This is a genomic window from Paraburkholderia sp. GAS334 (assembly GCF_050436625.1).
Classification (GTDB): domain Bacteria; phylum Pseudomonadota; class Gammaproteobacteria; order Burkholderiales; family Burkholderiaceae; genus Paraburkholderia.
This window is the reverse complement of sequence record NZ_JBNDMO010000055.1, coordinates 1-21,136: the sequence shown is the minus strand read 5'-3', so window position 1 is coordinate 21,136 and position 21,136 is coordinate 1. Positions and strand designations below refer to the sequence as shown.

Here is a 21,136-nt window from a genome sequence, read left to right as displayed (position 1 = left end):
CTCCCGTTCTCCCCCTCCCTTGTGGGTGGGGGGGGGGGGGGGGGCTCAAAACTCTCTGCCGTCGGCCCCCCCCCCCCCCCCCCCCCCCCCCCACCCCCCCGTGCCGATTGAATTTTGGCCAGGGACGGAGCGCGGTCGGCTACGCCGACGGCTGTGGAGTTTGGCCGCATGTGCGGCTTTGGCAGCGGCCCGGTCGACCTCGGGGTAGGCTCGTTCAGAGCGGAATTAGGGACAAACGGCCGCCGCCGCGACATATAGCAAGAGCGCTATCACTACCACTGCGGTAAATCCAAGATGGATCGCCAACACCGTTGCCAGAACTGCGGCCACTACGGATGCACAGGCGTTGATGCCCCACGCCCAGGGCACGAGCGCTTCGGCGCTGCCGGCAACGCGCCCGAGTCCCAGTGGGAAGGGCATTCCCATCGCAAACGCGAGCGGTGCGACGAGCAGCGCGGAGATGGCGATCCTGGCTGGATCGGGTAGGGAAATCAGCAGCCGGAACAGGGTGGGGAGGATGGCCAGGTAGAGCAGGGAGATAAGGGAGATCGCGAAGACGGCCCTTGTCAGCAGGGACCGACGATCTCTATTCCAGCGCGACCTTGGCGCGGGGTTGGGTAGATGCGCTCCGCCCCCTTGCTGGCGCTGCGAATATCGGCTCCCCAGTCCGGCAAACGAAAGGAACGCGAATAGCACCACCGCGACAGCATAGAGCGGGTGACCTAGGAACAGGATGAACTTTTGGATAAACGCGATTTCGACGAACATGAAGGCGAAACCAATCGCGAGGAAATAGATAGCAACTCGCCGCCCGGATAAGGCCGCTGATGCAGTGGCGTTGCCGACAAAGGTTATCGTTGACGGTGGCGAACTGTGAGCCAGGTGTTGGCGGCGCCTTATCATCCAGAGCGGAAAGAGGATCAATATCAAAGCTGCCAATGTGGCCTGAAGCAGGGTCGCAATCAGCACCGGGTAGCCCCATTCCAGCAAAGGCAAGCCGCCTTGCTCCTTCAAGGCGAGGAGTTCGGGCAGCGAACGCCATTTGAAGAAGTGAAAAAAGTACGGTTTGTCGTCCGTGGCGGGTCGAACATCGAACTTGTAGCGTGCCCAGAACTTGTCGCGATCGGGGCTCAGCAAGGCTTGCGCGGCTTCGAAGAAGTATGGCGTTTCAAGCACGTTATAGCGATTCGCTTCCGCGGCCTGCATCCCGGGGTAGTATCCGACGTCGAATGAGCGGGCACGGCAGAAGTCCCGCAGTGCGACGATTTCCGCGCCACTGAACTCCCCGTTCTTGACCAGCAGCGTCGTAGTCTTCCAGCCGCGGATCAGCACGAGCCGGCGGGAGGGTTGCGCCACGCCGACGCCCTCCATGGCCAGTATCCCCGTCGCAAACAATTTCAGGATGTCGCGTGGCGGCAGCGTGACCCAGCGCGTAATCGCCAGCATGCCGCCAGGGTTGAGATGGCGAAGATAGTCCTGGAACGCTTGCACCGTGTACAAATAGCTCTCGGAAAGCGCGTAAAGACCGGCCGACGAGGCGCTAAACGAATCCAGCAGCGCGACCTGGATGAGATCATAGCGCTCGCCGTGCCCAGCGATGAAGCTGCGCGCTTCGCCGGTAAAGACGTGAACGTTGGGTGCGCTGTAAGGCTTGCCGGAGAAGTCGGCAAAGCGGCCTTGCACCGCGTCGATCACCTGCGGATTCAGTTCCACCGCGTCGATTGCGCTCGCCCGGTGGTAAAGCGCCTGCAACACATCGGCCCCGGCGCCGCTGCCAAGTACCAGGACTCTGGGGCGCTCCATCAAGTGGTAGGGAAGCGCGGAGGTGAGGTAGTCCAGATAACTGAGCGGCTCGCGCCGTCCGTCATAGCGATTGAGCGCGGCGAGCCCGTCACCATCAGTAAACACTCCCAACTGTGGCGGCGGCTCCATGGTCGCGTTGAGGCTCAGCCCCGGTGCGTGGCGGAAAGGAATCAAAGGGCTTTCCACTACCGTGATGAGACCCAGTGGGCTCGAGCTTTCAGCGACCACGTGTGCGTCTTTGATGCGCAGGGTCTGGCTCAATTCCTTGTACTCGGACGGCCGTAGAGCGACCCAGTCGCGTGGCAGGATGGTCGGCAAAATGGCCGCGGCTCCCACCAACAGCACCGGCAACCAGTGTCGATGCCAGCGGCACTCGATGCATGCCAGCGCCGCTGCCGCCAGACCCGCACCGCCCAGAAGGCGGAGCGCATCCAGCGGAGCAAGGACAAAAAGCGCAACGATGATGGCGAGGCTGCCTAATCCGGCTCCCACAATATCAAAACTGTAAATGCGGGGAATCTGATCATTGAACCGTGTGAAGGTGAGACAGACACTGGTCGCGGCGCAAAAGAAAGGGACGAACAGGAGCAGATAAATCAGGAGCAGGCGCAGCGGCTGCTGCGGATCCCACAGAATCTCCAGGGGGTTGAACGCGACACGCTGGGCGAGCGCAAAAGAGGCGACCGCGGAAACGCCGAACAGAATGGCGCCGCCAGCGAACACGGCCGTAAACCTGGGCGCCAGCCAGCGCTGCGCTAACGCCACCATCGCACCGGCTGCACCGTACCCCAGCAGGGCGACACTGATCATCATATAGGCGAAGTGGTGCCAAAGGATGATGGAAAACAGGCGCATCAACAGGATCTCGTAGCCGAGCGCTGCGGCCGAGAGCAGGGAGAGGGCGAGCAAAGGCGCAGCGGGCATGATCGCGTGAATGGGAATGGATGCGGCATGAAGGATGCGCTCGACCAGAGACAAGGCAGATGCACGGGATCGCCATGTCCATTCGCCCTGTCACACCTCATCCCTGAATCAGTGCCCGGCCAATGGCACGAATCTGACGGGCAAGATCTGTTTGGTGGAAACCGTTCCGTCGTCCGATTTTTCGATCAGCAGCAGGTACTGGGTCAGAAACTGCGCGCCCACCGGAATAACCATTCTGCCGCCCGGCTTCAATTGCCGCATGAGGGGGGGAGGGACATGGCTGGCAGCGGCGGTGACGATGATGGCGTCGTAGGGCGCGTGGGCTTCCCACCCGTAATAGCCGTCGCCCACCCTGGTTTCCACTTGCTTGTACGCGAGCCGTTGCAGACGCTCCTGCGCTTGCGTTCCCAAGGGCTCGACGATCTCGATCGTATATACCGCTCGTGCCAGACCTGCCAGGATTGCCGCCTGGTAGCCGGAGCCGGTGCCGACCTCGAGCACGACATCAGTGGGCTTAACCATCATCAGGTCGGTCATCAGGGCAACAATGTAAGGCTGCGAGATTGTCTGACCATAGCCGATGGGAAGCGGCCTGTTCTCGTATGCGTTGTGCTCCTGCTCGGGCGGAACAAACTTGTGGCGAGGCACCTGTTCCATGGCCGCCATCACGCGCGCATCGATGGCATGCCTGCCGGTTTCGGTGCCGGTGTCAGCAGTCAGTGCTGCGATCTCCTTGACCATTCTCTCCCGGCGTAGCGCAAAATCGTCGGCGGCGTGAACACCGGAATACCGCCACACCAATGCAATTGCTGGAATCAGGATGCGCAGCCAGAGCGTCATCGGTTTCACAATGGTCCCTGTTGCCTGACCTACCGTAATTCTACGCTCATGCGCGGGCTGGCTTCGCGTCAAACACGTCCGGCGGCCTGTCATGCATCAGGCCGGCCTCTCGCCATTTCCGAACTGGCAAACGTCCGCATCCTCCGCGCTGAGTGATTGAAGTACCATGGCGCAGCCGCACGTCCTGTATAACTCATCCCGCGTTGCCCAGCCGGCAGCACCGCGCTCGACACCAGATCGGGATGCGGCGGAAAATATCCGGGTCTTCCGCTGACGCAGTCTGACCGGCGGGATAGTGGTCGTTGCTGACGATTGCGTCGAGCCTGCCGGCAACGTTCAGGGCGGCGCCCGGCAATCCGGCCGGACTTTCGGCGGGAACATACTCCGCGTGTGGATGCAACCGCAGGAACTGTTCGAGGACGGCCTGATCGCAGAATTGCCTGTCGTGAACGAGGACACGAAATCCGGCTTTGCCAAGAGCATCCACTGCCGGAGGCCCCGCATAGCCGGTAGAGTTTGTGACGAGTGCTGTAGGCGTAGAACTTGTGGACATCGGTTTTTCCCAAGGGGTGGCAAGCCAACTCAAGGCGCGACGGGCAGATCGAGGCCGAGCTTCTTCAATGAACGGCGATCCGGCCGAAAAGCTCAGGCCTGGATCTCTTCCGCTTTTTTCAGTGCAGCGATGTCGTGCACGGCGCGGACAGAGAATCCAAGTTTTTCGTATACTTTAGCGGCGCCGCTATTCCCGTCCTTGACGTGAAGAAAAGCCGTATCGCCGCGTTCGACGATCTGCTTCGTGATCGAGGCGACAAGGACGTTGGCATAACCTTTACCCCGATGGTCCGGGTGCGTGCAGACGCCGCTGATTTCCGTCAGCCCGTCAAGGCGAATGCGTTCGCCCGCCATCGCAATGAGGGAGGCGTTCCCGTCAAAGATGCCGAGATAGCGCCCGATCGTCACCGTGCGCTCCTCCATCGGTCCGGGCTGCGTCAGGCGTGCCAGGGTCACCATCGCAGCGCCATCGGACAGATCGAGCTCCCTCATCATAGGCGCCGTCGTACCGCTGACCGGTGCGCGGAAACTCCTCTGCGTGCAGATCATCTGCAGAAACGGATAGCGCCACTGGGTTTCCCAGACGTCCGGCACCGACTCTCCTCTGGTGCCGAACAGACCGATCGTTTCGCCAACCTTCACGATATCAGCCAGTGCTGCCCACGACTCGGAGGCCAGAGGATTTTCGAGTGCTGCTATCGGCGAAATGTCTGGCTGATAGCGCCTCGCTCGACCCTCGCCGATGCCGAAATATCTTTGAGGACCTGTGAGTGCATGCCATACCGGATTGTCCAACAGGTGCATAGGTGCTCCCTCGTAAATTTGCGGAGGACCCGAAGGGCTTTCTAACGCCCTGGCGGCAGCCTGTCCTCACGGCATCGAAGTCTATTTCGAGAACGTTGGCGGTCCGATCTGGAACGCGGTCCTGCCGCTGCTCAATCGCTACGCCCGGATCCCGGTCTGCTGCCTCGGCGCTCAATCCAACGATCCGAAACCGGCTCGTGGTTCAGCCGGTCGCGATGATACTGACAAGAGGAGCCGGCGATCACTCGAAGGCTGCACGATGCTTCGCGATGAACGCCTCGAGCGTCATGGGCGGGCGTCCGCCGAGCTTCTCGACGAGGTCGCTGGTGCCCTCGAAGATGCCGTTCTGATGGTCTACCAGGACCTCCTTCAGGTGTTGCACGGTGAAGGAATCGCCCGGAGTCTCGGATTTCCCCCCCAGTTCGCCGTACAGGTTCCGGGAGGACGCGCCCTCTGCCGGGATTTGCCTGCCGGACTTCAGCATCTGCAAAAAGGCGTCCAAGCTGATCTGCTTGTATTCGACGGACTTGCCGAGCACCTGGCTCACAACCTCTGCCGTCTCGCGGTATGTGTATTCGACCGGGCCGAAGAGGGGATAGATCTTCCCCTTGTGGCCGGCGGGGCCCTCGAGGATGCCGGCGATGACGCGGCCCTGGTCCTCGGCGGCGACCGGGGCGTGCTTGCCGGTGCCGAACGGCACGTGGAGCAGGCCGGCCTTGATCATCGGGGCGATGTACAGCAGCCACTCGGCGAAGTAGGTCGGCCGGACGTGGGCGACCGTCAGTCCCGACCAGTCGAAGACCCGCTCGGAGACCCAGTGACCGTTCGCGGCGTGGCTCTTGGCATCCTCCCGAGCGGATTTCTGCGACATGTTGACGATGCCATCCACGCCCGCCTCCTTGGCGGCCTGGGCGAAATACGCCGTCGCCTGAAGAATGCCGGGGCGGATGGGGTAGACGAAGTAGGCACGCTGCACTCCGCTCAGCGCGGCGCGGATCTGGCCGAAGTCGAGCAGATCACCGTAGACGACCTCGACGCCCCGCTCCTGGAGCCACTTCGACCTGTCATCCTGGCCGTGGGCCAGCGCCCGGACCCTGTGGCCGCGGGCCAGCAGTTCGTTGACCGTCGCCCGGCCGGTGTCACCCGTCGCGCCGGTGACCAAGACCTTTCCTTGAATCATTTGAATTCTCCGCTGGAGGTTTTTTAGATGTCTATTGGCATCCAAAGTGTAGGCGCCATAATTTAGATGTCAACTGCTATCCAAAATAAATACCGGATAGGAAACTCCATGCGGAAATCGAGGGAGGGGGCGGCGCAGACCCGCAGGCGGATCGTCGAGTCGGCCTCTCGCGAGTTCCGGAAGAACGGGATCGTCGCCACTGGGCTCAACGACCTGATGAAGGCTGCCGGCATCAGTACTTAGTGTGGGCAATGCCCCCTTGCTTGGCGCCTATAGCGCTGTGATGTGCGCTCGACCGCCGAAGTCAATGCCGTAACCGCGACGGCGATATCCCAACTGGGCGGCCTCGCCATCCTGGTCAAAAACGCTGTTATCGAAGTCGCCGGTCTCTTGCTTGAGATCTCCGAATCTGACTTCGACGTCAATGTCCTCGGCGTGTGGAGATGCACAGGGGCGGCAGACCGTCGCGCCGTAACCAGTACAGGTTGATCCACTTCGATGTCCCTGGCGGATGGTCGCCAGCCTGTTTAGATGTCGATGGAAACCCCGTTAGATGTCATGTATCATCCTCTCGTTTCACCGCATGCACAGCGGAGGGTTGCAAAGAGATGAGAAAGTCAAAACAGGAGGCCGCGGAAACCCGGCAACGCATCGTTGAGGCGGCTTCCTCGGAGTTTCGGCGCAAAGGCATTGGCGGAACCGCCCTTGCGGATCTCATGGCCGCAGCGGGGCTAACGCACGGCGGCTTCTACAAACATTTCGACTCTAAGGATCAGATCGTCGAGGAATCTCTTACACTCGCCGTCGGATCGTTGGTAGAGGCCGTAGAGTCCAAGCTTTCGAGCGCATCCGGCGACCGGGGGCTTCACGCTGCGATTGCCGACTACCTTTCCATTGAGCACCGGGACAGCACAGCCGACGGCTGCCCGTTCGTTGCACTGGGAAGTGAGCTGTCGCGAAGCAGCGATGGTGTACGAGAGGCAACGACGTCCGGTTTCCTGAACCTCGTAGACGTAATTGCCGCTCGGCTCGATGGCAAGTCGCCTGCGGCCGCAAAGAAAGAGGCACTGGTGATCCTGTCCACAATGATCGGGGCCCTGACTATGGCGCGAGTCGTGACCGATCCCGAGCTCTCGGCCTCGATACTTCGCCAGGCGCGCAAGCATCTGACCCAATGATCTTCACCCCGACAACACCGCCTTGCCGCGGCTCATCGGACGAGTTCGGAATCGGATGAAGTGTTGCGCAACATGCCTGTGCCTCAGTGATGTGCCGCTTCCCCGCTGGTTGTTGCGTGCATGGCCAGGTTCCAGGAGGAAGTCGGCGGCCCCGACATGGTTGGATAGATGATGGGGGCAGCGGGCGTTCGAGTCGACGTCATCCGACATCAATGGGCATTTCTCGAACAGTTCGACGAGCCAGTCCACGAAGACACGTACCTTGGGAGCAAGGCGTCGATTGTGAGGATAGACGGCCGTGATCGGCATCGGTCGCGGACTCCAGCGGGGCAGGACTTCGACAAGTGCGCCGGATTCGAGATACGGCGCCAGTATGAAGCGGGGAGCCTGAATCACACCGGCGCCATTAGCACCGCACATGACACAGATGTCAACGTCGCTTAACGAGAGTGGGGGTCGCATTTGACTTCTACCGCAACACCGTCGATGTCGAATTTGAAGTTCGGAATCTTTCCGGTACGGTTCGAAAAGTATTGCACTGCAAGATGTTCTTCAAGCTCCTCGACTCGTTGTGGCTTCCCGGAGCGGAGAAGGTAATCCGGGCTGGCTGCGGTGCGTGCCAGCAGATCACCAAGCCTGCGCCGGAAGAAGCGAAGCTTGAGTCTCCCAGTTCCCCAACCCGAATCGCACAGTCTATGCCCTCATGAATCAGGTCGACGGGGTTGTCACCAAGTCCAATCACCAGATTGACGTGGGGAAACCGTTCGCGGAAATCTCTGACTCATGACATGACGGCAAGTCTCCCGATCGACGCGGGCATATCGATGCGGAGCCGTCCACGTGGCCTCTTTCCGGTATTCAAAAGAGAATCTTCCGTCTCGTCGATCTGGGCCAGTATTCGTACGTAATGTCGGTACTACTCCGCTCCTTCCGGTGTGAAGCTAAGGCGTCGAGTTGATCTCTGTATGAGACGAATCTCAAGATGCGTTTGCAGATTCTTGACGATGACTGACGGTAGCGCGCGGAAGGTAAAGCGCATCCGCGGCGCGGCAGAAGTGGTTCAGTCGACTACTTTGGTGAATTGGTGAATACCTGCATCGCCTGAAGCCGGTCCATGTCGCCTCACTTTCGGCGGTCCACCATCTGATGATGGACCGCACGGGGACAAATCAAAAAAGACTAGGCTATGCTCAGGTAGGACATTGCCGACCACATTCCTCAAGCTTCCTTTAGACAATGCCTGGACCACAGAATGAGTTGAAAGGACGGAGCGTTCGTCCTCTACCTTGCTGGAGCCAACACTCTCCGACTGTCGCTTGCGACGCGTGAATCGGAGGGCAGATCCCACCCGCCACCAAGCGCACGAAATGCGCCCACGGCTGCACGTGCGGCATCCGTCCTGGTGCTATCAAGATCGTCACGCGCCACGAGGAGTTGACGATCCGCGTCCAGTACATCGGTGAGCGTGATTGCGCCTGCCTTGTAGGCGCGTTCGGACAGGTCGCGAGCGCGCGTCAGCGACGCAACTTCATCCTGCAGTTCCTGTCGCCGCGCCTCTGTTTGCGACAGCGCCATAAATGAGTTCTCGACGTCTTCGGTAGCTTTCAGGGCCGCCTGGCGATACGTGGCGAGCGCCTCGGCGTTGGCACCATGCGCCTGAGCGACCTCTGCGTCGACCTTGCCGAAGTCGAACAGGCGCCACCGGAGCGCTCCGGATCCGACAGACTGGAACGCCTTAGCGGTAAACAGGTGGTTGCCGCTAAGGCTATCGAAACCAAGCGCACCGGAAAGCGAAATCTTAGGGTAATAGTCCGAAATCGCGGCACCGATACGCTCGTTTGACGCAGCTAGCCGGCGCTCGGCCGCGATGATATCGGGTCGGCGTCGCAGGACATCTAGCGGCTGGTCGTTATCATCAATCGGGGGAATTGCGGGAATTGCGCCTGGTCCGGCCAGTTCCTGTGCGTATGTTCCCGGTTGTGCGCCCATGAGCACGTCGAGACGGTTCAACTGTGCTTCCAGCTCCGTGCGCAGCGTGGGAACGGTAGACCGGGCTTGCTTGAGAAGCGCCTCTGCCTGGGCAACTTCCCTATCGTCCGCAGCGCCTGCGCGACGCCGAACTTGAACCAGCTCCAGTAGGCGAGCATCCGTATCGATCTGATCCTGTGCTACCGCAAGCCGGGTCTGAAACCCCCTGATCTGCAGGTATGCATCCGCCGCGTCTGCAGCAACAGTGATGCGCGTACCGAGCTGCGCTGCCTGAGCGGCTAGCGCTTCGTCGCGTGCCGCAGCAGCACTGCGGCGCAGCCCACCGGCGAGGTCGATTTCCCAGCTTGCCGCGACACCCACGTTGTACTCCCGTTGATCGCGGCTGTAGCCGGGGAAAGCCCTGGCGAGCGTCCCGAGCGGGCTGAGAAGGCTTTGGTGCTGAGCCGAGCCCGTCGCATCGAGATCGATCGTCGGCAGAAGTTGCGCGCCTGCCGCGGACGCCGCCGCCCTGGCCTGCTGGACACGGGCAAACGCAGCGGCAAGATCGAGGTTCTGCGCCAGAGCGCGCTCGACGACCGCGACGAGCATCGGGTCGTTAAAACCCGTCCACCACGTGTCGAGGTGGGGTGCGGCTATCGTCGCATGCTGGGCGTTGGCTGCAACGCGGTTGTGGAACGGTGCGAGATCTGTGGTGGGCGCCACATAGTCCGGTCCCACGGCACATGCGGTTATGCCGACGCTGAGGACCAGACTGGCTGCCATGGCCTCCACCACATTTCGCGGCTTTCTGTGTTGCGACGGCCCGAGCGTCTCGAGCGCGAGATGTTGTCGCGCTTCAATAACCGCTTTGGTGGTGCCAGTCGCATGACACACACCGGCGTGTTCCTGGCGCTGAAGGGCGCTTGTCGAACAAAACGACGTAAATGCGCCAGGCAGCCGGCATGCGGAGGCAGTGGCAGCGGTCATGCGCGTTCCTTGCGGCTGAACTTGCGAATGAGGATATAGAAGGCAGGCGTGAAGAGAAGCCCGAAGCAGGTCACGCCGAGCATGCCGAACAGGACGGCCGTTCCGAGCGACTGCCGCATTTCGGCGCCAGCCCCTGTTGCAACTGCGAGCGGGGCAACCCCCAGAATGAAGGAGAAGGACGTCATCAGGATGGGGCGCAGGCGCGTGCGCGCGGCATGCACGGCGGCATCAACCGGAGAAGCACTGTCGTTCTCCTTCTGGCGGGCAAATTCGACAATCAGGATCGCATTCTTGGCGGCCAGCCCTACGAGAACAACGAAGCCGATCTGCGCGAGGATATCGATTGGCATGCCACGCACAAGCAATCCGGTGACGGAGGCAAGGATGCACATCGGCACGATCAGGACGATCGCCATGGGCAGCCTCCAGCTCTCATATTGCGCAACCAGAACGAGGAATACGAAGAGCGCAGCTGCACCGAAGACCAGAAGCGTCGGGGTACCACGTTGCTGCTGTTGGTAAGCCAGCTCGGTCCATTCGAAGCCGATACCCTGCGGAAGGACTTGATGGGCAAGCCCCTCCATGCGGTGTAGTGCCGTACCGGTGGCGACGCCCGGCGCAGCGACGCCCTGGACCTCGGCAGCGGGGTAAAGGTTGTAGCGCGGCACGCGATAGGGAATCGTATGATTCTGCATCTGCGCCACCGTGCCGATCGGTACCATCTCACCGGACTGGTTGCGGGCCTTCAGACGGGTAATGTCCTGCGGGATACGCCTGAACTGCCCGTCAGCCTGAACGATGACCTGGTAGGTTCTGCCGAGATAGTTGAAGTCATTCACGTACTGCGAGCCGAGATAGACCTGCAGCGTTGAAAACACGTCGGTCGGCGTAAGGCCTACTTTTTCCGCCTTCACACGATCGATATCCGCGAAGACCGAGGGCGAACCCGCGTTGAACAGGGTGAACACGCCGGCGAAGCTCGGATCCTTGTTGGCCGCGGCAACGAGAGCATTCGCGGCATGCACGAGCGCTTCCGAGCCAAGCCCGGCACGATCCTCCAGCATCATCTTGAACCCGCCCGAGTTGCCGAGACCTTGCACCGGAGGCGGCGGGATGGTCAGCACGTAGGCGTCCCTGATCACGGACAGGCGCTTGCGCAGGTCGGCTAATACCGTGTTCGCCGTTACGCCGGGAATGGAGTGGTGATAGAGCGACGGCAAGCTGGAGAAGATCGTTCCGGAGTTCGAAGCCACGGTCAACGTCGTGGCGTCAAGCCCTACGAACGGGGCAACGTGCTCAACACCGTGCGTCGTCAGGATAATGTCGATTGCCTTGCGGACCACTTTCTCGGCTCTGTCCAGCGAGGCGCCAGGCGGAAGTTGAACCACGGTGATCAGGTAGCCCTGATCCTGCTCAGGAATGAAACCGGTCGGCGTGCGCGAAAACTCCAGGCCGGCGATACCGACGAGTGCGACGTAGATGACGAGAACAACAGTCAGTCCGCGAACGAGACGACCGGTCAGATTCCCATACCCGATCGACAACCTGTCAAAGGCATGGTTAAAGCGATTGAAACCCGCATGAAGCAGACGCTGTGCGGGGCCGGCGCGCGAGGCATCATGCGGCTCGTGCGTCTTGAAGAGCGCTGCGCAAAGGGCAGGGCTGAGGGTCAACGAAACGAAGCAGGAAATGACCGTCGACGCGGCGATCGTAACCGCGAACTGACGAAAGAACAGACCGGAGATACCACTCAGGAAAGCAGACGGGACGAAGACGGCGCACAACGCCAGTGCAATCGAGAGCAGCGCCCCGCCCACTTCGTCCATGGTCCTGTGGGCGGCTTCCGTCGGGGACATGCCGGAGCGCATATTGCGTTCGACGTTTTCGACTACGACGATCGCATCATCGACCACAATGCCGACCGCCAGCACGAGGCCGAATAGAGAAAGGTTGTTTAGCGATATCCCGAACGCCGCGAGTACGATGAATGACCCGAGCAAAGAGACCGGGATCGCAACGACCGGGATAATCGTCGCTCGCCAGTTCTGGAGGAACAGAAAGACGACGCCGACAACCAGCAGGATCGCGACGAAGATGGTAAGGACCACCTCGTCGACCGATTGGCCGATGAAGGTGGTGGGATCGTAGATGATCTTGTAATCCACCCCTTGGGGGAAGTCCTGCTTCACACCCTGCATGGCGGACAGGACTTCATGCTCGACCGCAAGCGAGTTCGCGCCAGGCTCGGCGTAGATCAGCAATGGCTCGGCATCGCTACGATCCATGAACGCTGTTGAACCATAATCCGCCGCACCGACTTCGACCCGACCGATGTCGCGTATGCGCGTCACGCGTCCCTGATTGTCGGATTTGACGACGACATCGGCAAATTGCTGGGGCGTGGAGAGCCGACCCAGGGCCTCGACGTTGATCTGAAACGCTTCGCTCCCGGGCGCCGGTGGCTGATTCAGGATACCGGCCGAGACCTGCAGGTTCTGCGCACGCAATGCCGCAAGCACCTCGCTGGCGGTGAGATTGTTTGCGGCAACCTTGTCGGGATCGAGCCAGATGCGCATGGCGTACTCGCGTGCGCCCAGGAACTGTACGTCGGCTACGCCTTGCAGCCGCGCGAGCGCGTCCTTCACGTGCAAGGTTGCGAAGTTCGAGAGATACAGCGTGTCGCGCGTCTTGTCCGGCGAGTACAGGTGAACGGCCAGAAGTATGCCCGGTGTCGCTTTTCTCACCCGCACGCCCAGACGCTGGACATCCTCAGGCAGTCGCGGCAATGCGTCCTGCACGCGGTTCTGCGTGAGCATCTGTGCGACGTTCAGGTCGGTACCGATCCTGAATGTCACAGTGACCGTAAGCCTTCCGTCGCCGGTCGACTGGCTGCTCATGTAGAGCATGTTCTCGACGCCATTGATCTGCTGCTCGAGCGGCGTCGCAACGGTGCGTGCGATGGTTTCCGCGGAGGCACCTGGATAGGACGTCGTGATCTGCACGGTCGGCGGGACAATTTCCGGATACTGCGCGACCGGAAGAACGAACATCGCACCGAGTCCCATCAGCGTCAGAAAACTGCTTACAACAGTGGCGAAGCGTGGCCGGTCAATGAAGAAATGAGCAATGCGCATGGTTTGGGCTCGATCCTAGTCCTGATTGGCGGCATAACGGATCGTGCCGTCCCGCGTCGTGACCTTTGCTCCGGCCGCTGCGTATGGCAGCCCATCCACGATCACGCGGTCATTCGTTGTGAGGCCGGACCGGATGATCCGCAGACCACCACGAAGGTCGCCAATCTCGACCTGCCTGGGCGCGACGGTGCCGTCGGAGGAGACGGTCATGACAACGTGTTGGGATTGATCCGGCACCACTGCGGCGTCCGGTACGAGCAACGTCGGCACAGGATGAGCGACAACCAGCCTCACGCGGGCAAACTCCCCCGGGGTCAGGAGAAGGTCGGGATTCGGCACCGTAGCCCGGGCATGAATCGTCCCACTCGACCGGTCGATTACGTTGTTTATAAAGTCGAGGTCGCCTTGCCGCGTGAATCCTTTTTCGTTGCCGAGCGCAAGCTCGACTTTCTCAACCGGCGTACCGTGGAGATGCGTCTGATATCGGGAAAAGGTCTGGAAATCGGACTCGCTCATATCGAAATCCAGATGGATGGGATCAAGCGAGACAAGCGTGGCAAGCAACGTCGTTGGGCTGGTCGCCGCGCGGCTGCCAGCAATCAGGTTACCCACCGAAACAAGATGCGCGCCGATGCGGCCTGTGAATGGCGCCGTGATACGGCAATGGTCGAGATCGAACCGGGCATCCCGGATCCGAGCCCTCGCATCGTCCAGTGCAGCCTGGGCGGCCTGCTGGTCGGACGTGCGCTGTTCGACGTTCTGCGCCGTTCCTGCGTCGTTACGTTCAAGTTCCTGCGCCCGGCGCAGTTCCCGGTCAGCGAGCACGAGCCGGGCTGTCGCCGTTTCAAGCTGGGCGTTCGCCTGAGCAAGCCTGATCTCATAGGGAACCGGGTCAATGGTGAAAAGCAAATCGCCCTTGTGGACGATGTCCCCATCCTTGAAATATATGCCCGTAAGGGTGCCGCCGACCTGAGCGCGCAGTTCGACCTGGTCGACCGCGGAAAACTGCCCAAGGAAGCCGAGCCGAGTATCAAGTTCGTGCACAAGCGGCTTGCTCACCGTGACCTGCGGAAGCGCCGGGTGGGCGTCGGCAGAAGGGGTACTCGCGCCGCGCGAATGGACAAACAATCCAACCCCGATGACCACGATCACTACTCCGGAAGCAATCCAGAATTTGGATAGCGATCGTCTTCCTGTACGCCGGACATCTCCTTCAGGCGCTTGACCGGTATGTAGCTTCGTTTCCGTGTCCACTCGCTTGCGCCCTCGAAGTATCTGTTGCCCGTTTAGTTGAAGCCGGCCAACCCTGGGATTGCGCCGCCTTGGCCTGAAGGTATGCGCCGTCGACGTCCCGATCGCCTCGGGACGCAGGAGCAGCACCTATGGCACATAGATGATGATCGACTTCCAAACTTCATTTAAGATTACACACACCATCTATAACGTGTCAACGGGGATCTCATCTTCTCTGCGAGGGATCTGGTGTTCACTGGTCCAACGTCTCGCTCTACGTTAGATGTTTTATATAATCCAAATGATGGAGACGTCGCTTCAGCCGACGGTTGGAAAGATGCGTCAAATGAAAAAATCGAAGCTACAAGCTGCTGAGACGCGGCGTCGGATCGTCAAGGCGGCTGCCGCCGAATTCCGCCGGAACGGAATCTGCTCCACGGGGCTCTGCGAGTTGATGGCGGCCGCCGGCCTTACTCACGGATGGTTCTGCGGCCACTTCAGTTCCAAGGACCAGTTGGTAGCGGAAGCCTGTGGCGCTGGCATGAACTCGATCGTCGAGATGGTCGAAGCTGCAGCTTGCCTAAGTGGCGGCAGGGTATGGTTGGATGCAATCGCTGCAAGCTATCTCTCTACACATCATCGGGAAAATCGATATGGGGCTGTCCAATTGCGGGGTTGAGCAGAGAGCTGGTGCGTGCCGATGACGGCACTCCTGAAGCGGCATTGGCCGGTTTTCTCAAGTCGGTTGATATCGTTGCAAGGCAACACCCAGGTGTAGAGCCCGAGGTTACGAGAGCACGTGTAATGGTCGTGTTCTCGGCGATGATCTGGGCGGTCACGATGTCACGGATCGCCACGGACTGCTGCACCAGTACTTGCCAAATATAGATAGTCCGTCTCGCTTTCCGTGATACTGGTCACAGCTGGCAGCTACTTGCCAGCGAAGGTGGGACATGCACGCGTGGACTACGAATAACCTGCCACAACGCCCAACCGGCCATCGGCGCCTGAACGATCGGCACTGTAATCGCGAGCTTTGCTAGCAGATTTCCCGAATCGAAAGAGAAGTTCACTGCTTTCCCTCCTGACAAGGGCTCACACGCTTATGGATGTTTGAGCCCGGAACATCTCTCACTGATTGAGCAATGGTTCTAGGGCGAAGGCACGATCGGATGTCCCGTCTCTGGACTCGGGGCTGACATCGAAGGCAAAGTCGTCGTGATCACGGGCGCGAGCAGCGGGTTGGCCGAGGCGACCGCCCGACGCCTGAGCGCACAGTCCCCCCCACGCCGGGACCCTCTCGTGCAATGCAGGTGCGACTTACCGAGTTATTGCAGGGTCGTTGCAAGTCCGTTACATGATTTGCTCGCTAACCTGACCGCGCGCTGAACGGCGAGCCGGAGCAGTCAATCGCTTGCTCCAGTGCGTATTGCATTACGCGGCCATCAATCTTACTTTCAAAAATCGCAATAATATTTCACGCAAACGCACACTAGTCCAGGACGGCTTCCCTATCTAGACTGTAGTCACTGGCTACGAGCAAGGTTGTTCGCAGCAGGGGAAACAGAGTCTGGAGGTAGGCAACATGAAGTCCCTTATTCACGCTGCTATCATTGCCGGTGTGCTCGGTGCACCAGTTGTTTCGTTGGCTCAACAGGCGAACGCACCTTTAACCCGCGCGCAAGTTCGCGCCGAACTCGTCCAGCTGGAGCAGGCCGGCTACAATCCGGCAAACGCGAACACAGTTGACTTTCCTACAAACAGCCAGTTCGCCCAAGCACCCGCGTCAGAGCAAGATAGTGGGCACGGCCCCGCCGTTAGCGGCTCGTCGCAATCTGGGCGCCCCACAAGCACCAGCGGCATGAAGCCGGTCTTCTTCGGTCAATAACCTGTCTTGTTGGCTATCGGGTTCTGCCCGGTTGCGCGGCTTCATTGCCATCCAGCGATCAAGATTTTCGCGCGCCCTGTCGCCGTCGACACCCGCCTATTCATCGACCCAAGCCTTCTTCGTCAAACGGAAACGCCGGAACTCCAAGCGAGCTATCAGCGTGTCGTGGATCACTTCTCAGACGTATTGCGAGTCGTTGGGAACATTGGCGGCGAGGGGGACGTCTTCTGGCGCAAGGCTGATCAGCTTCTGACATTTCCTGAAGTGCATGGTTTGTGCATCGGCTACGCGACGACGGCGAGGGCGGGTAGTGGTATGGGACCCAAACTGCGAGCGCATTTACTGAAGACAGTTCATCAGATCGTGCAGGCGGGAGTCAAAGACCCGGCGCTGTTTGAGATCGTCGGGGCCTTCGAGGATATGCGATGAACGTGCCCAACAGCGGCGAGTTGTACCGTAAGGTCAAAGCGGAGGCCGAGCGCCGAATACGCACGGGTGACTGGAAGCGGGCTACATAGAACCTGCACAGGTTGCAGGTGGTAGGGCGGATCGCCTACACTATCGACTGTCCCACAACCCGTATCCATACGGTACGTGGATCAGCGCCAGAGCCTTACTGGGCGGGCCTCAGAGGCGGTTCAAATCCTCTCGCCCCGACCAAGATCGAAGCCGCACGCCGTAAGGCGTTGCGGCTTTTTCACTAGTGCCTGAAAATTGAGCAGCGTTCGAGGGATATTAGAAATTTCTAATATTCACGCTGCGGTACCGCGCGGAAGTTGCAGCACGACAGTCGATACCGGGACCTCCCTTGACTTGATATAACCTTGGGTCGTTGATCGATCCGTGTGGGCACCAGCCACCTGCAACGTGTCGAGGTCGTAGCCTGCGCGTTTCGCGTCCGTCATTGCCTTGCCCGGATATGTGGGTAGGAATTCGGCTCATGGGTATTAGCCCGTTCTTCGTGTGCTTCAAGGAGCCTTTCCGTTCGGAGAGGCTTGTTTTCAGGTGGCTGCCGGAATCGCGAAGTTCGCTTTGGCCCATGCGGCAAACTTCGTCGGCGGCTGGCCGGCGACTTTGTCGGCCAGCGCGATCGCGTCGCGCGAATCCGAGCCGAGATACGTGTGCGCTTCGAAGTAGGCGAGCATCGCCGCGATACCGTCGGCGTGCGGAAACCAGCCGGCGAAAACCTCGCGCGGGACTTGCTTGAACGAGAGCGTGCTTCCTTGTTGATTCAGGGTGGCGATGATCTCGTTGAAGCTCAGGAAATCGCCGACCAGCGCCAGGTGTTCGCCGCGCCCCACGAGTTCCGGCTGCGCGAACGCGCCGGCCACGAGTCGGCCGAGTTCGGTGATGTCGCCCATATGGATGACACGCCGCTCCGGATCAAGCGGCAGCGCCCAACCCACGGCACCATCCGGTTGTTTCTGCGGAGCCATCAGGCCGATCAGGTTCTGGTAATAGAACGGCGCGATCACGAACGTGTGGTACGGAAATCCGGCTTCGCTCACGATGGGTTCGATTTTCGCCTTGGCCGTGAAGTGCGGGACATTGATCGTTCCGCCGCTGATCGTCTCCACATTGGGAAGCGTCGACCAGATGAAGTGCTGTACGCCGGCGTCTTTCGCCGCGTTGACGGCCGCGAGCGCCTGCTTGGGCTCGTCATCTTGTGCTTCCCAGGAATTGGTCACCAGGAAAACGCCGTGTGCTCCGGAAAATGCGGCTTTAAGCGTTTCCGGACGATTGAAATCCGCCAGAACGACTTCGTCACCCAGCTTCGGATGCATGGCCGGGTTGCGCGTCAAAGCGCGCACTTTGAACTGACCGCTCGCCTGCAGCGCGCGCACAACGGCGCCGCCTTGCTGGCCGGTTGCGCCCACGACGGCGATGAGCTTCTGGGTGTTCGACATGGTTGTTCTCCGGGGAGTATTTGTCAGGGCGGTGCTATCTCACGCAGCGAGCGCGGCGGTCTCCTGCTTCGCCGAGGCGATGGCCACGCTGCGTGCGTCCGGACCCATCGCCACACCTTCCGCACGAATGAAGGTGATATCCGTGACGCCCAGAAGGCCGAAAGCCGCCTTCAGATAGGTTTCCTGATGATCGAAGTCGGCGGCCGGCGAGCCTGCGCTATAAACGCCGCCGCGCGACGAGGCGATGACCAGCTTCTTGCCGCCGCACAGTCCGACCGGGCCGTGCTCGCCGTAGCGGAACGTCTTCCCGGCGACCGAGATGCGATCGATCCAGGCCTTCAGTTGAGAGGGCACGCCAAGGTTGTACATCGGCGCGCCGATGACCACGATGTCGGCTGCCAGGAACGCCTCAAGCGCGGCCTGGCCCATGGCAACGTCGGCCTTCAATGCATCGTCGACCGGAGCGCCTTGCGCGGCCGCGAGGTGTTCAGCCGTCAGATGACCGATCGGTGTGGCGGCAAGGTCGAGACGAGTGACCGCCAGGTCGGGACGGCGGCCCCGGAAGGTCGCGACGACATCCGCTGACAGATCGCGGCTGACGGAGCCTTGCCCGAGGATGCTGGAATCTACGTGTAACAGTTTCATGAGACTTATCTCCGAACGGATTACTGCTTCAGTGCTTCGGCCGAGATGAGCAGCCTGGTCTTCATACTGAAGCCGTACGCCTTGCCAAAGTCGACGCCGAAGTCGCTGCGATCGAATTCGCCCACCGCGTCGACGCCGCACACTTCGCGCTTGAGCATCGGATGTGGCATGCACTTGAACGAATCGATTTTCAGCGTCAGCGGCCGGGTCACGCCGTGCATCGTCAGATTGCCGACGATAGCGGCCGGCTTGTCACCCTGGAACCTGATCGTGCCCTTGTAGGTCGCTTCCGGGAATTTCGACGCGTCGAAGAACTGATCCGACTGCAGGATCTGGTCGAGTTTCGTGCTACCCGTGTGGACCGTTGCAATGTCGGTCGTCGCTTCAACGGTGCCGGTTTTTGCCGCGCGATCGAGCGTCACCGTGCCCTGCGACTTGTCGAACTTGCCACGCCAGACCGACAGGCCACCGATGTGGTCGGCCTCGAAACTCGGGTACGTGTGGTCCGGATCAAGCTGGTACGTCGGCACGTCCGCGAATACCGAAAACGACAGTGAGGCGGCGAGCGCACCAGCCGCAAACATCAGATGCTTCTTCAAATCAATTTCCTTGAATCATTAAGTTGCCGCGCCCGTGCGCGGTATCAGGTGATGCAACACCACCATGGAGCGGGAGAATGACTTTTTACGGCCGCTTCCTGTGCGACATCTCAAGTATGGGGATTAAAGGCACTTCACACTAGGTGGTAAAATAGGATTTGATTAATCCATTTATGGAGAAATGCCATGCTTGATCTGAATGATCTGGCGATGTTCGTCCAGGTCGTCCGCGCCGGCAGCTTCTCGGAGGCGGCCCGGCGTCTGGGGATGCCGGCAAATACGCTGAGCCGACGCATCGATCAACTCGAAGGGCAACTCGGCACACGTCTGCTCCATCGCTCGACTCGCAAACTCGCACCGAGCACGGAAGGACAGGCACTGTTCGAGCGTTATGCGCCGGCGCTTGACCAGATCCTCGAGATCGGGCGACTCCATGCAGATGAGCAGGCACCGTCCGGTTCGGTTCGCGTTACCGCGATGGCGGGCCTGTTCGAATTCTTTCGCGTGGAATGGCTGGTCGAGTTCTACGCGCGCTATCCACACATCAGCATCGACTTTCTGCTCGACGATGCGCCGTCCGATCTGATCGCCGAGCGCATCGATCTGGCCTTGCGCATGGGCATCGAGACCCGTAGCGGCCTTAAGGTACGTCGGCTGGCGCCGAGTGCAATGATCCTCGCGACGAGTCCGACCTATCTGGAACGGCACGCTGCACCACGCACGCTGCGTGAACTGGCCGAACTCGACTGTCTGACGATTTCCAGTCGCCAGGGTCGCAACACGTGGCGTCTGCAGGGTCCACGCGGTAGTCAGGAAGTGTCGATCAACAGCCGGTTCGCGGTCAACGACATGCGAGTGCTGGCGCAGGCTTGTATCGCGGGACTGGGTATTGCGCTGCTGCCGCAGTTAATAGTTGAGCCAATCATCGCGCAGGGGAAACTGGTACGCGTGCTGCCGACTTATCGGCGTGCCAGCACCGGCCTCGGCCTGCAGCTCGTCTACACGAGCCGCCCACCGGTGCCGCCCGCAGTAGTGGTTGTCGCCGAATTTCTTTTGGAGAAACTGGACAAAGCGATGACCAACCCCTCACAGAACGCTGCCAGCCGATAAGTTCGTCACCTTACCCAGGGCGGGCGAAGCGTAAGAGTCGATTCACCGCCGAACAGATCATCGCGCACTCATGTCAGCGATACGACGGTTCAAGCTTGTGCCGACCGGTGGTAAGGACTTGAGGCAATTGATTGTTCTCCGGGTATCTTGCAGCACCACTGCGGCCTGTGAGGGGAAATAGTGTTTGCCCGTGATTTCCTCCCCGAAGCCATTCAGCAGCGCGGGCGACAGTCGGAACGTTTGAAGCGTGTACGACTCGTCAGCATTAGCAACCCCGTCGTGAACCTCGCCCTCGTGCGCTCGCTCCCGATCTCGAAGTGTCGGGAGCGAAGCAGATCCGGCTTACGAAGCCGGGGTGACCTTCCTGCGGAGAACGGGCAACAT

General features: G+C 60.4%; 19 protein-coding genes and 1 pseudogene. 8 read left to right on the top strand and 12 right to left on the bottom strand.

What is annotated here, in order from left to right; genetic code table 11:
* Window positions 1–225: 225 nt before the first annotated feature.
* The 4 genes from P3T21_RS36945 to P3T21_RS36930 all read right to left on the bottom strand — a co-directional run bounded on the left by P3T21_RS36945 (window position 226) and on the right by P3T21_RS36930 (window position 4,761).
* On the bottom strand, window positions 226–2,727 hold the full coding sequence (locus P3T21_RS36945; RefSeq protein WP_429260805.1) for an SAM-dependent methyltransferase: 2,502 nt from the start codon (window positions 2,725–2,727) through the stop codon (window positions 226–228).
* A 108-nt stretch (window positions 2,728–2,835) separates the two neighbouring features.
* Complete coding sequence (locus P3T21_RS36940) at window positions 2,836–3,606, bottom strand: protein-L-isoaspartate(D-aspartate) O-methyltransferase (protein WP_429260804.1); 771 nt, start codon at window positions 3,604–3,606, stop codon at window positions 2,836–2,838.
* A gap of 154 nt (window positions 3,607–3,760) precedes the next feature.
* Entirely contained in the window at window positions 3,761–4,120 is a 360-nt protein-coding gene (locus tag P3T21_RS36935) for a hypothetical protein (protein ID WP_429260801.1), read from the bottom strand.
* Between the two features lie 92 nt (window positions 4,121–4,212).
* Complete coding sequence (locus P3T21_RS36930) at window positions 4,213–4,761, bottom strand: GNAT family N-acetyltransferase (RefSeq protein WP_429260800.1); 549 nt, start codon at window positions 4,759–4,761, stop codon at window positions 4,213–4,215.
* A 211-nt stretch (window positions 4,762–4,972) separates the two neighbouring features.
* On the opposite strand from P3T21_RS36930, the pseudogene P3T21_RS36925 reads away from it, so the two are divergent.
* Window positions 4,973–5,107, top strand: a pseudogene (locus P3T21_RS36925) (NADP-dependent oxidoreductase); the annotation flags it as partial.
* Window positions 5,108–5,164: 57 nt separating this feature from the next.
* Here P3T21_RS36925 and P3T21_RS36920 read toward each other — a convergent pair.
* Window positions 5,165–6,103, bottom strand: a complete 939-nt coding sequence (locus P3T21_RS36920) for an NmrA family NAD(P)-binding protein (protein WP_429260799.1) — start codon at window positions 6,101–6,103, stop codon at window positions 5,165–5,167.
* Window positions 6,104–6,211: 108 nt separating this feature from the next.
* On the opposite strand from P3T21_RS36920, the gene P3T21_RS36915 reads away from it, so the two are divergent.
* From P3T21_RS36915 to P3T21_RS36905, 3 genes are all read left to right on the top strand, one after another.
* On the top strand, window positions 6,212–6,346 hold the full coding sequence (locus P3T21_RS36915; protein ID WP_429260798.1) for a hypothetical protein: 135 nt from the start codon (window positions 6,212–6,214) through the stop codon (window positions 6,344–6,346).
* Window positions 6,347–6,388: 42 nt separating this feature from the next.
* Window positions 6,389–6,592 carry a hypothetical protein gene (locus P3T21_RS36910; protein WP_429260797.1) on the top strand — a complete coding sequence of 68 codons (204 nt, stop codon included), beginning with the start codon at window positions 6,389–6,391 and terminating at the stop codon, window positions 6,590–6,592.
* A 119-nt stretch (window positions 6,593–6,711) separates the two neighbouring features.
* Window positions 6,712–7,281 carry a TetR/AcrR family transcriptional regulator gene (locus P3T21_RS36905; RefSeq protein ID WP_429260796.1) on the top strand — a complete coding sequence of 190 codons (570 nt, stop codon included), beginning with the start codon at window positions 6,712–6,714 and terminating at the stop codon, window positions 7,279–7,281.
* Window positions 7,282–7,284: 3 nt separating this feature from the next.
* Here P3T21_RS36905 and P3T21_RS36900 read toward each other — a convergent pair whose 3' ends face one another.
* From P3T21_RS36900 to P3T21_RS36885, 4 genes are all read right to left on the bottom strand, one after another.
* Window positions 7,285–7,776, bottom strand: a complete 492-nt coding sequence (locus P3T21_RS36900; protein ID WP_429260803.1) for a LysR substrate-binding domain-containing protein — start codon at window positions 7,774–7,776, stop codon at window positions 7,285–7,287.
* A gap of 786 nt (window positions 7,777–8,562) precedes the next feature.
* On the bottom strand, window positions 8,563–10,032 hold the full coding sequence (locus P3T21_RS36895) for an efflux transporter outer membrane subunit (RefSeq protein ID WP_429260795.1): 1,470 nt from the start codon (window positions 10,030–10,032) through the stop codon (window positions 8,563–8,565).
* A gap of 200 nt (window positions 10,033–10,232) precedes the next feature.
* Window positions 10,233–13,370 carry an efflux RND transporter permease subunit gene (locus P3T21_RS36890; protein WP_429260794.1) on the bottom strand — a complete coding sequence of 1,046 codons (3,138 nt, stop codon included), beginning with the start codon at window positions 13,368–13,370 and terminating at the stop codon, window positions 10,233–10,235.
* 15 nt (window positions 13,371–13,385) lie between these two features.
* Entirely contained in the window at window positions 13,386–14,414 is a 1,029-nt protein-coding gene (locus tag P3T21_RS36885) for an efflux RND transporter periplasmic adaptor subunit (RefSeq protein WP_429260802.1), read from the bottom strand.
* Between the two features lie 535 nt (window positions 14,415–14,949).
* On the opposite strand from P3T21_RS36885, the gene P3T21_RS36880 reads away from it, so the two are divergent.
* From P3T21_RS36880 to P3T21_RS36870, 3 genes are all read left to right on the top strand, one after another.
* Window positions 14,950–15,282: a TetR/AcrR family transcriptional regulator gene (locus tag P3T21_RS36880; protein ID WP_429260793.1), complete on the top strand. Its 333-nt coding sequence runs from the start codon at window positions 14,950–14,952 to the stop codon at window positions 15,280–15,282.
* Between the two features lie 906 nt (window positions 15,283–16,188).
* The gene (locus P3T21_RS36875) at window positions 16,189–16,491 is read left to right on the top strand and encodes a DUF4148 domain-containing protein (RefSeq protein ID WP_429260792.1); all 303 of its coding nucleotides are present in this window, start codon (window positions 16,189–16,191) and stop codon (window positions 16,489–16,491) included.
* 6 nt (window positions 16,492–16,497) lie between these two features.
* Window positions 16,498–16,920 (top strand): hypothetical protein, encoded by a 423-nt coding sequence (locus P3T21_RS36870; protein WP_429260791.1) that lies wholly within the window; start codon window positions 16,498–16,500, stop codon window positions 16,918–16,920.
* A 572-nt stretch (window positions 16,921–17,492) separates the two neighbouring features.
* Here the strand turns inward: P3T21_RS36870 and P3T21_RS36865 are convergent.
* From P3T21_RS36865 to P3T21_RS36855, 3 genes are read right to left on the bottom strand one after another with little or no spacing between them, the layout of a single operon-like run.
* On the bottom strand, window positions 17,493–18,398 hold the full coding sequence (locus P3T21_RS36865; protein WP_429260790.1) for an NmrA/HSCARG family protein: 906 nt from the start codon (window positions 18,396–18,398) through the stop codon (window positions 17,493–17,495).
* Window positions 18,399–18,437: 39 nt separating this feature from the next.
* On the bottom strand, window positions 18,438–19,043 hold the full coding sequence (locus P3T21_RS36860; protein ID WP_429260789.1) for an FMN-dependent NADH-azoreductase: 606 nt from the start codon (window positions 19,041–19,043) through the stop codon (window positions 18,438–18,440).
* Between the two features lie 20 nt (window positions 19,044–19,063).
* Window positions 19,064–19,642, bottom strand: a complete 579-nt coding sequence (locus P3T21_RS36855) for a YceI family protein (protein WP_429260788.1) — start codon at window positions 19,640–19,642, stop codon at window positions 19,064–19,066.
* Between the two features lie 186 nt (window positions 19,643–19,828).
* Here P3T21_RS36855 and P3T21_RS36850 point away from each other — a divergent pair, with 186 nt between their 5' ends.
* Window positions 19,829–20,752 (top strand): LysR family transcriptional regulator, encoded by a 924-nt coding sequence (locus P3T21_RS36850; RefSeq protein WP_429260787.1) that lies wholly within the window; start codon window positions 19,829–19,831, stop codon window positions 20,750–20,752.
* The last annotated feature ends 384 nt before the right edge of the window (window positions 20,753–21,136 follow it).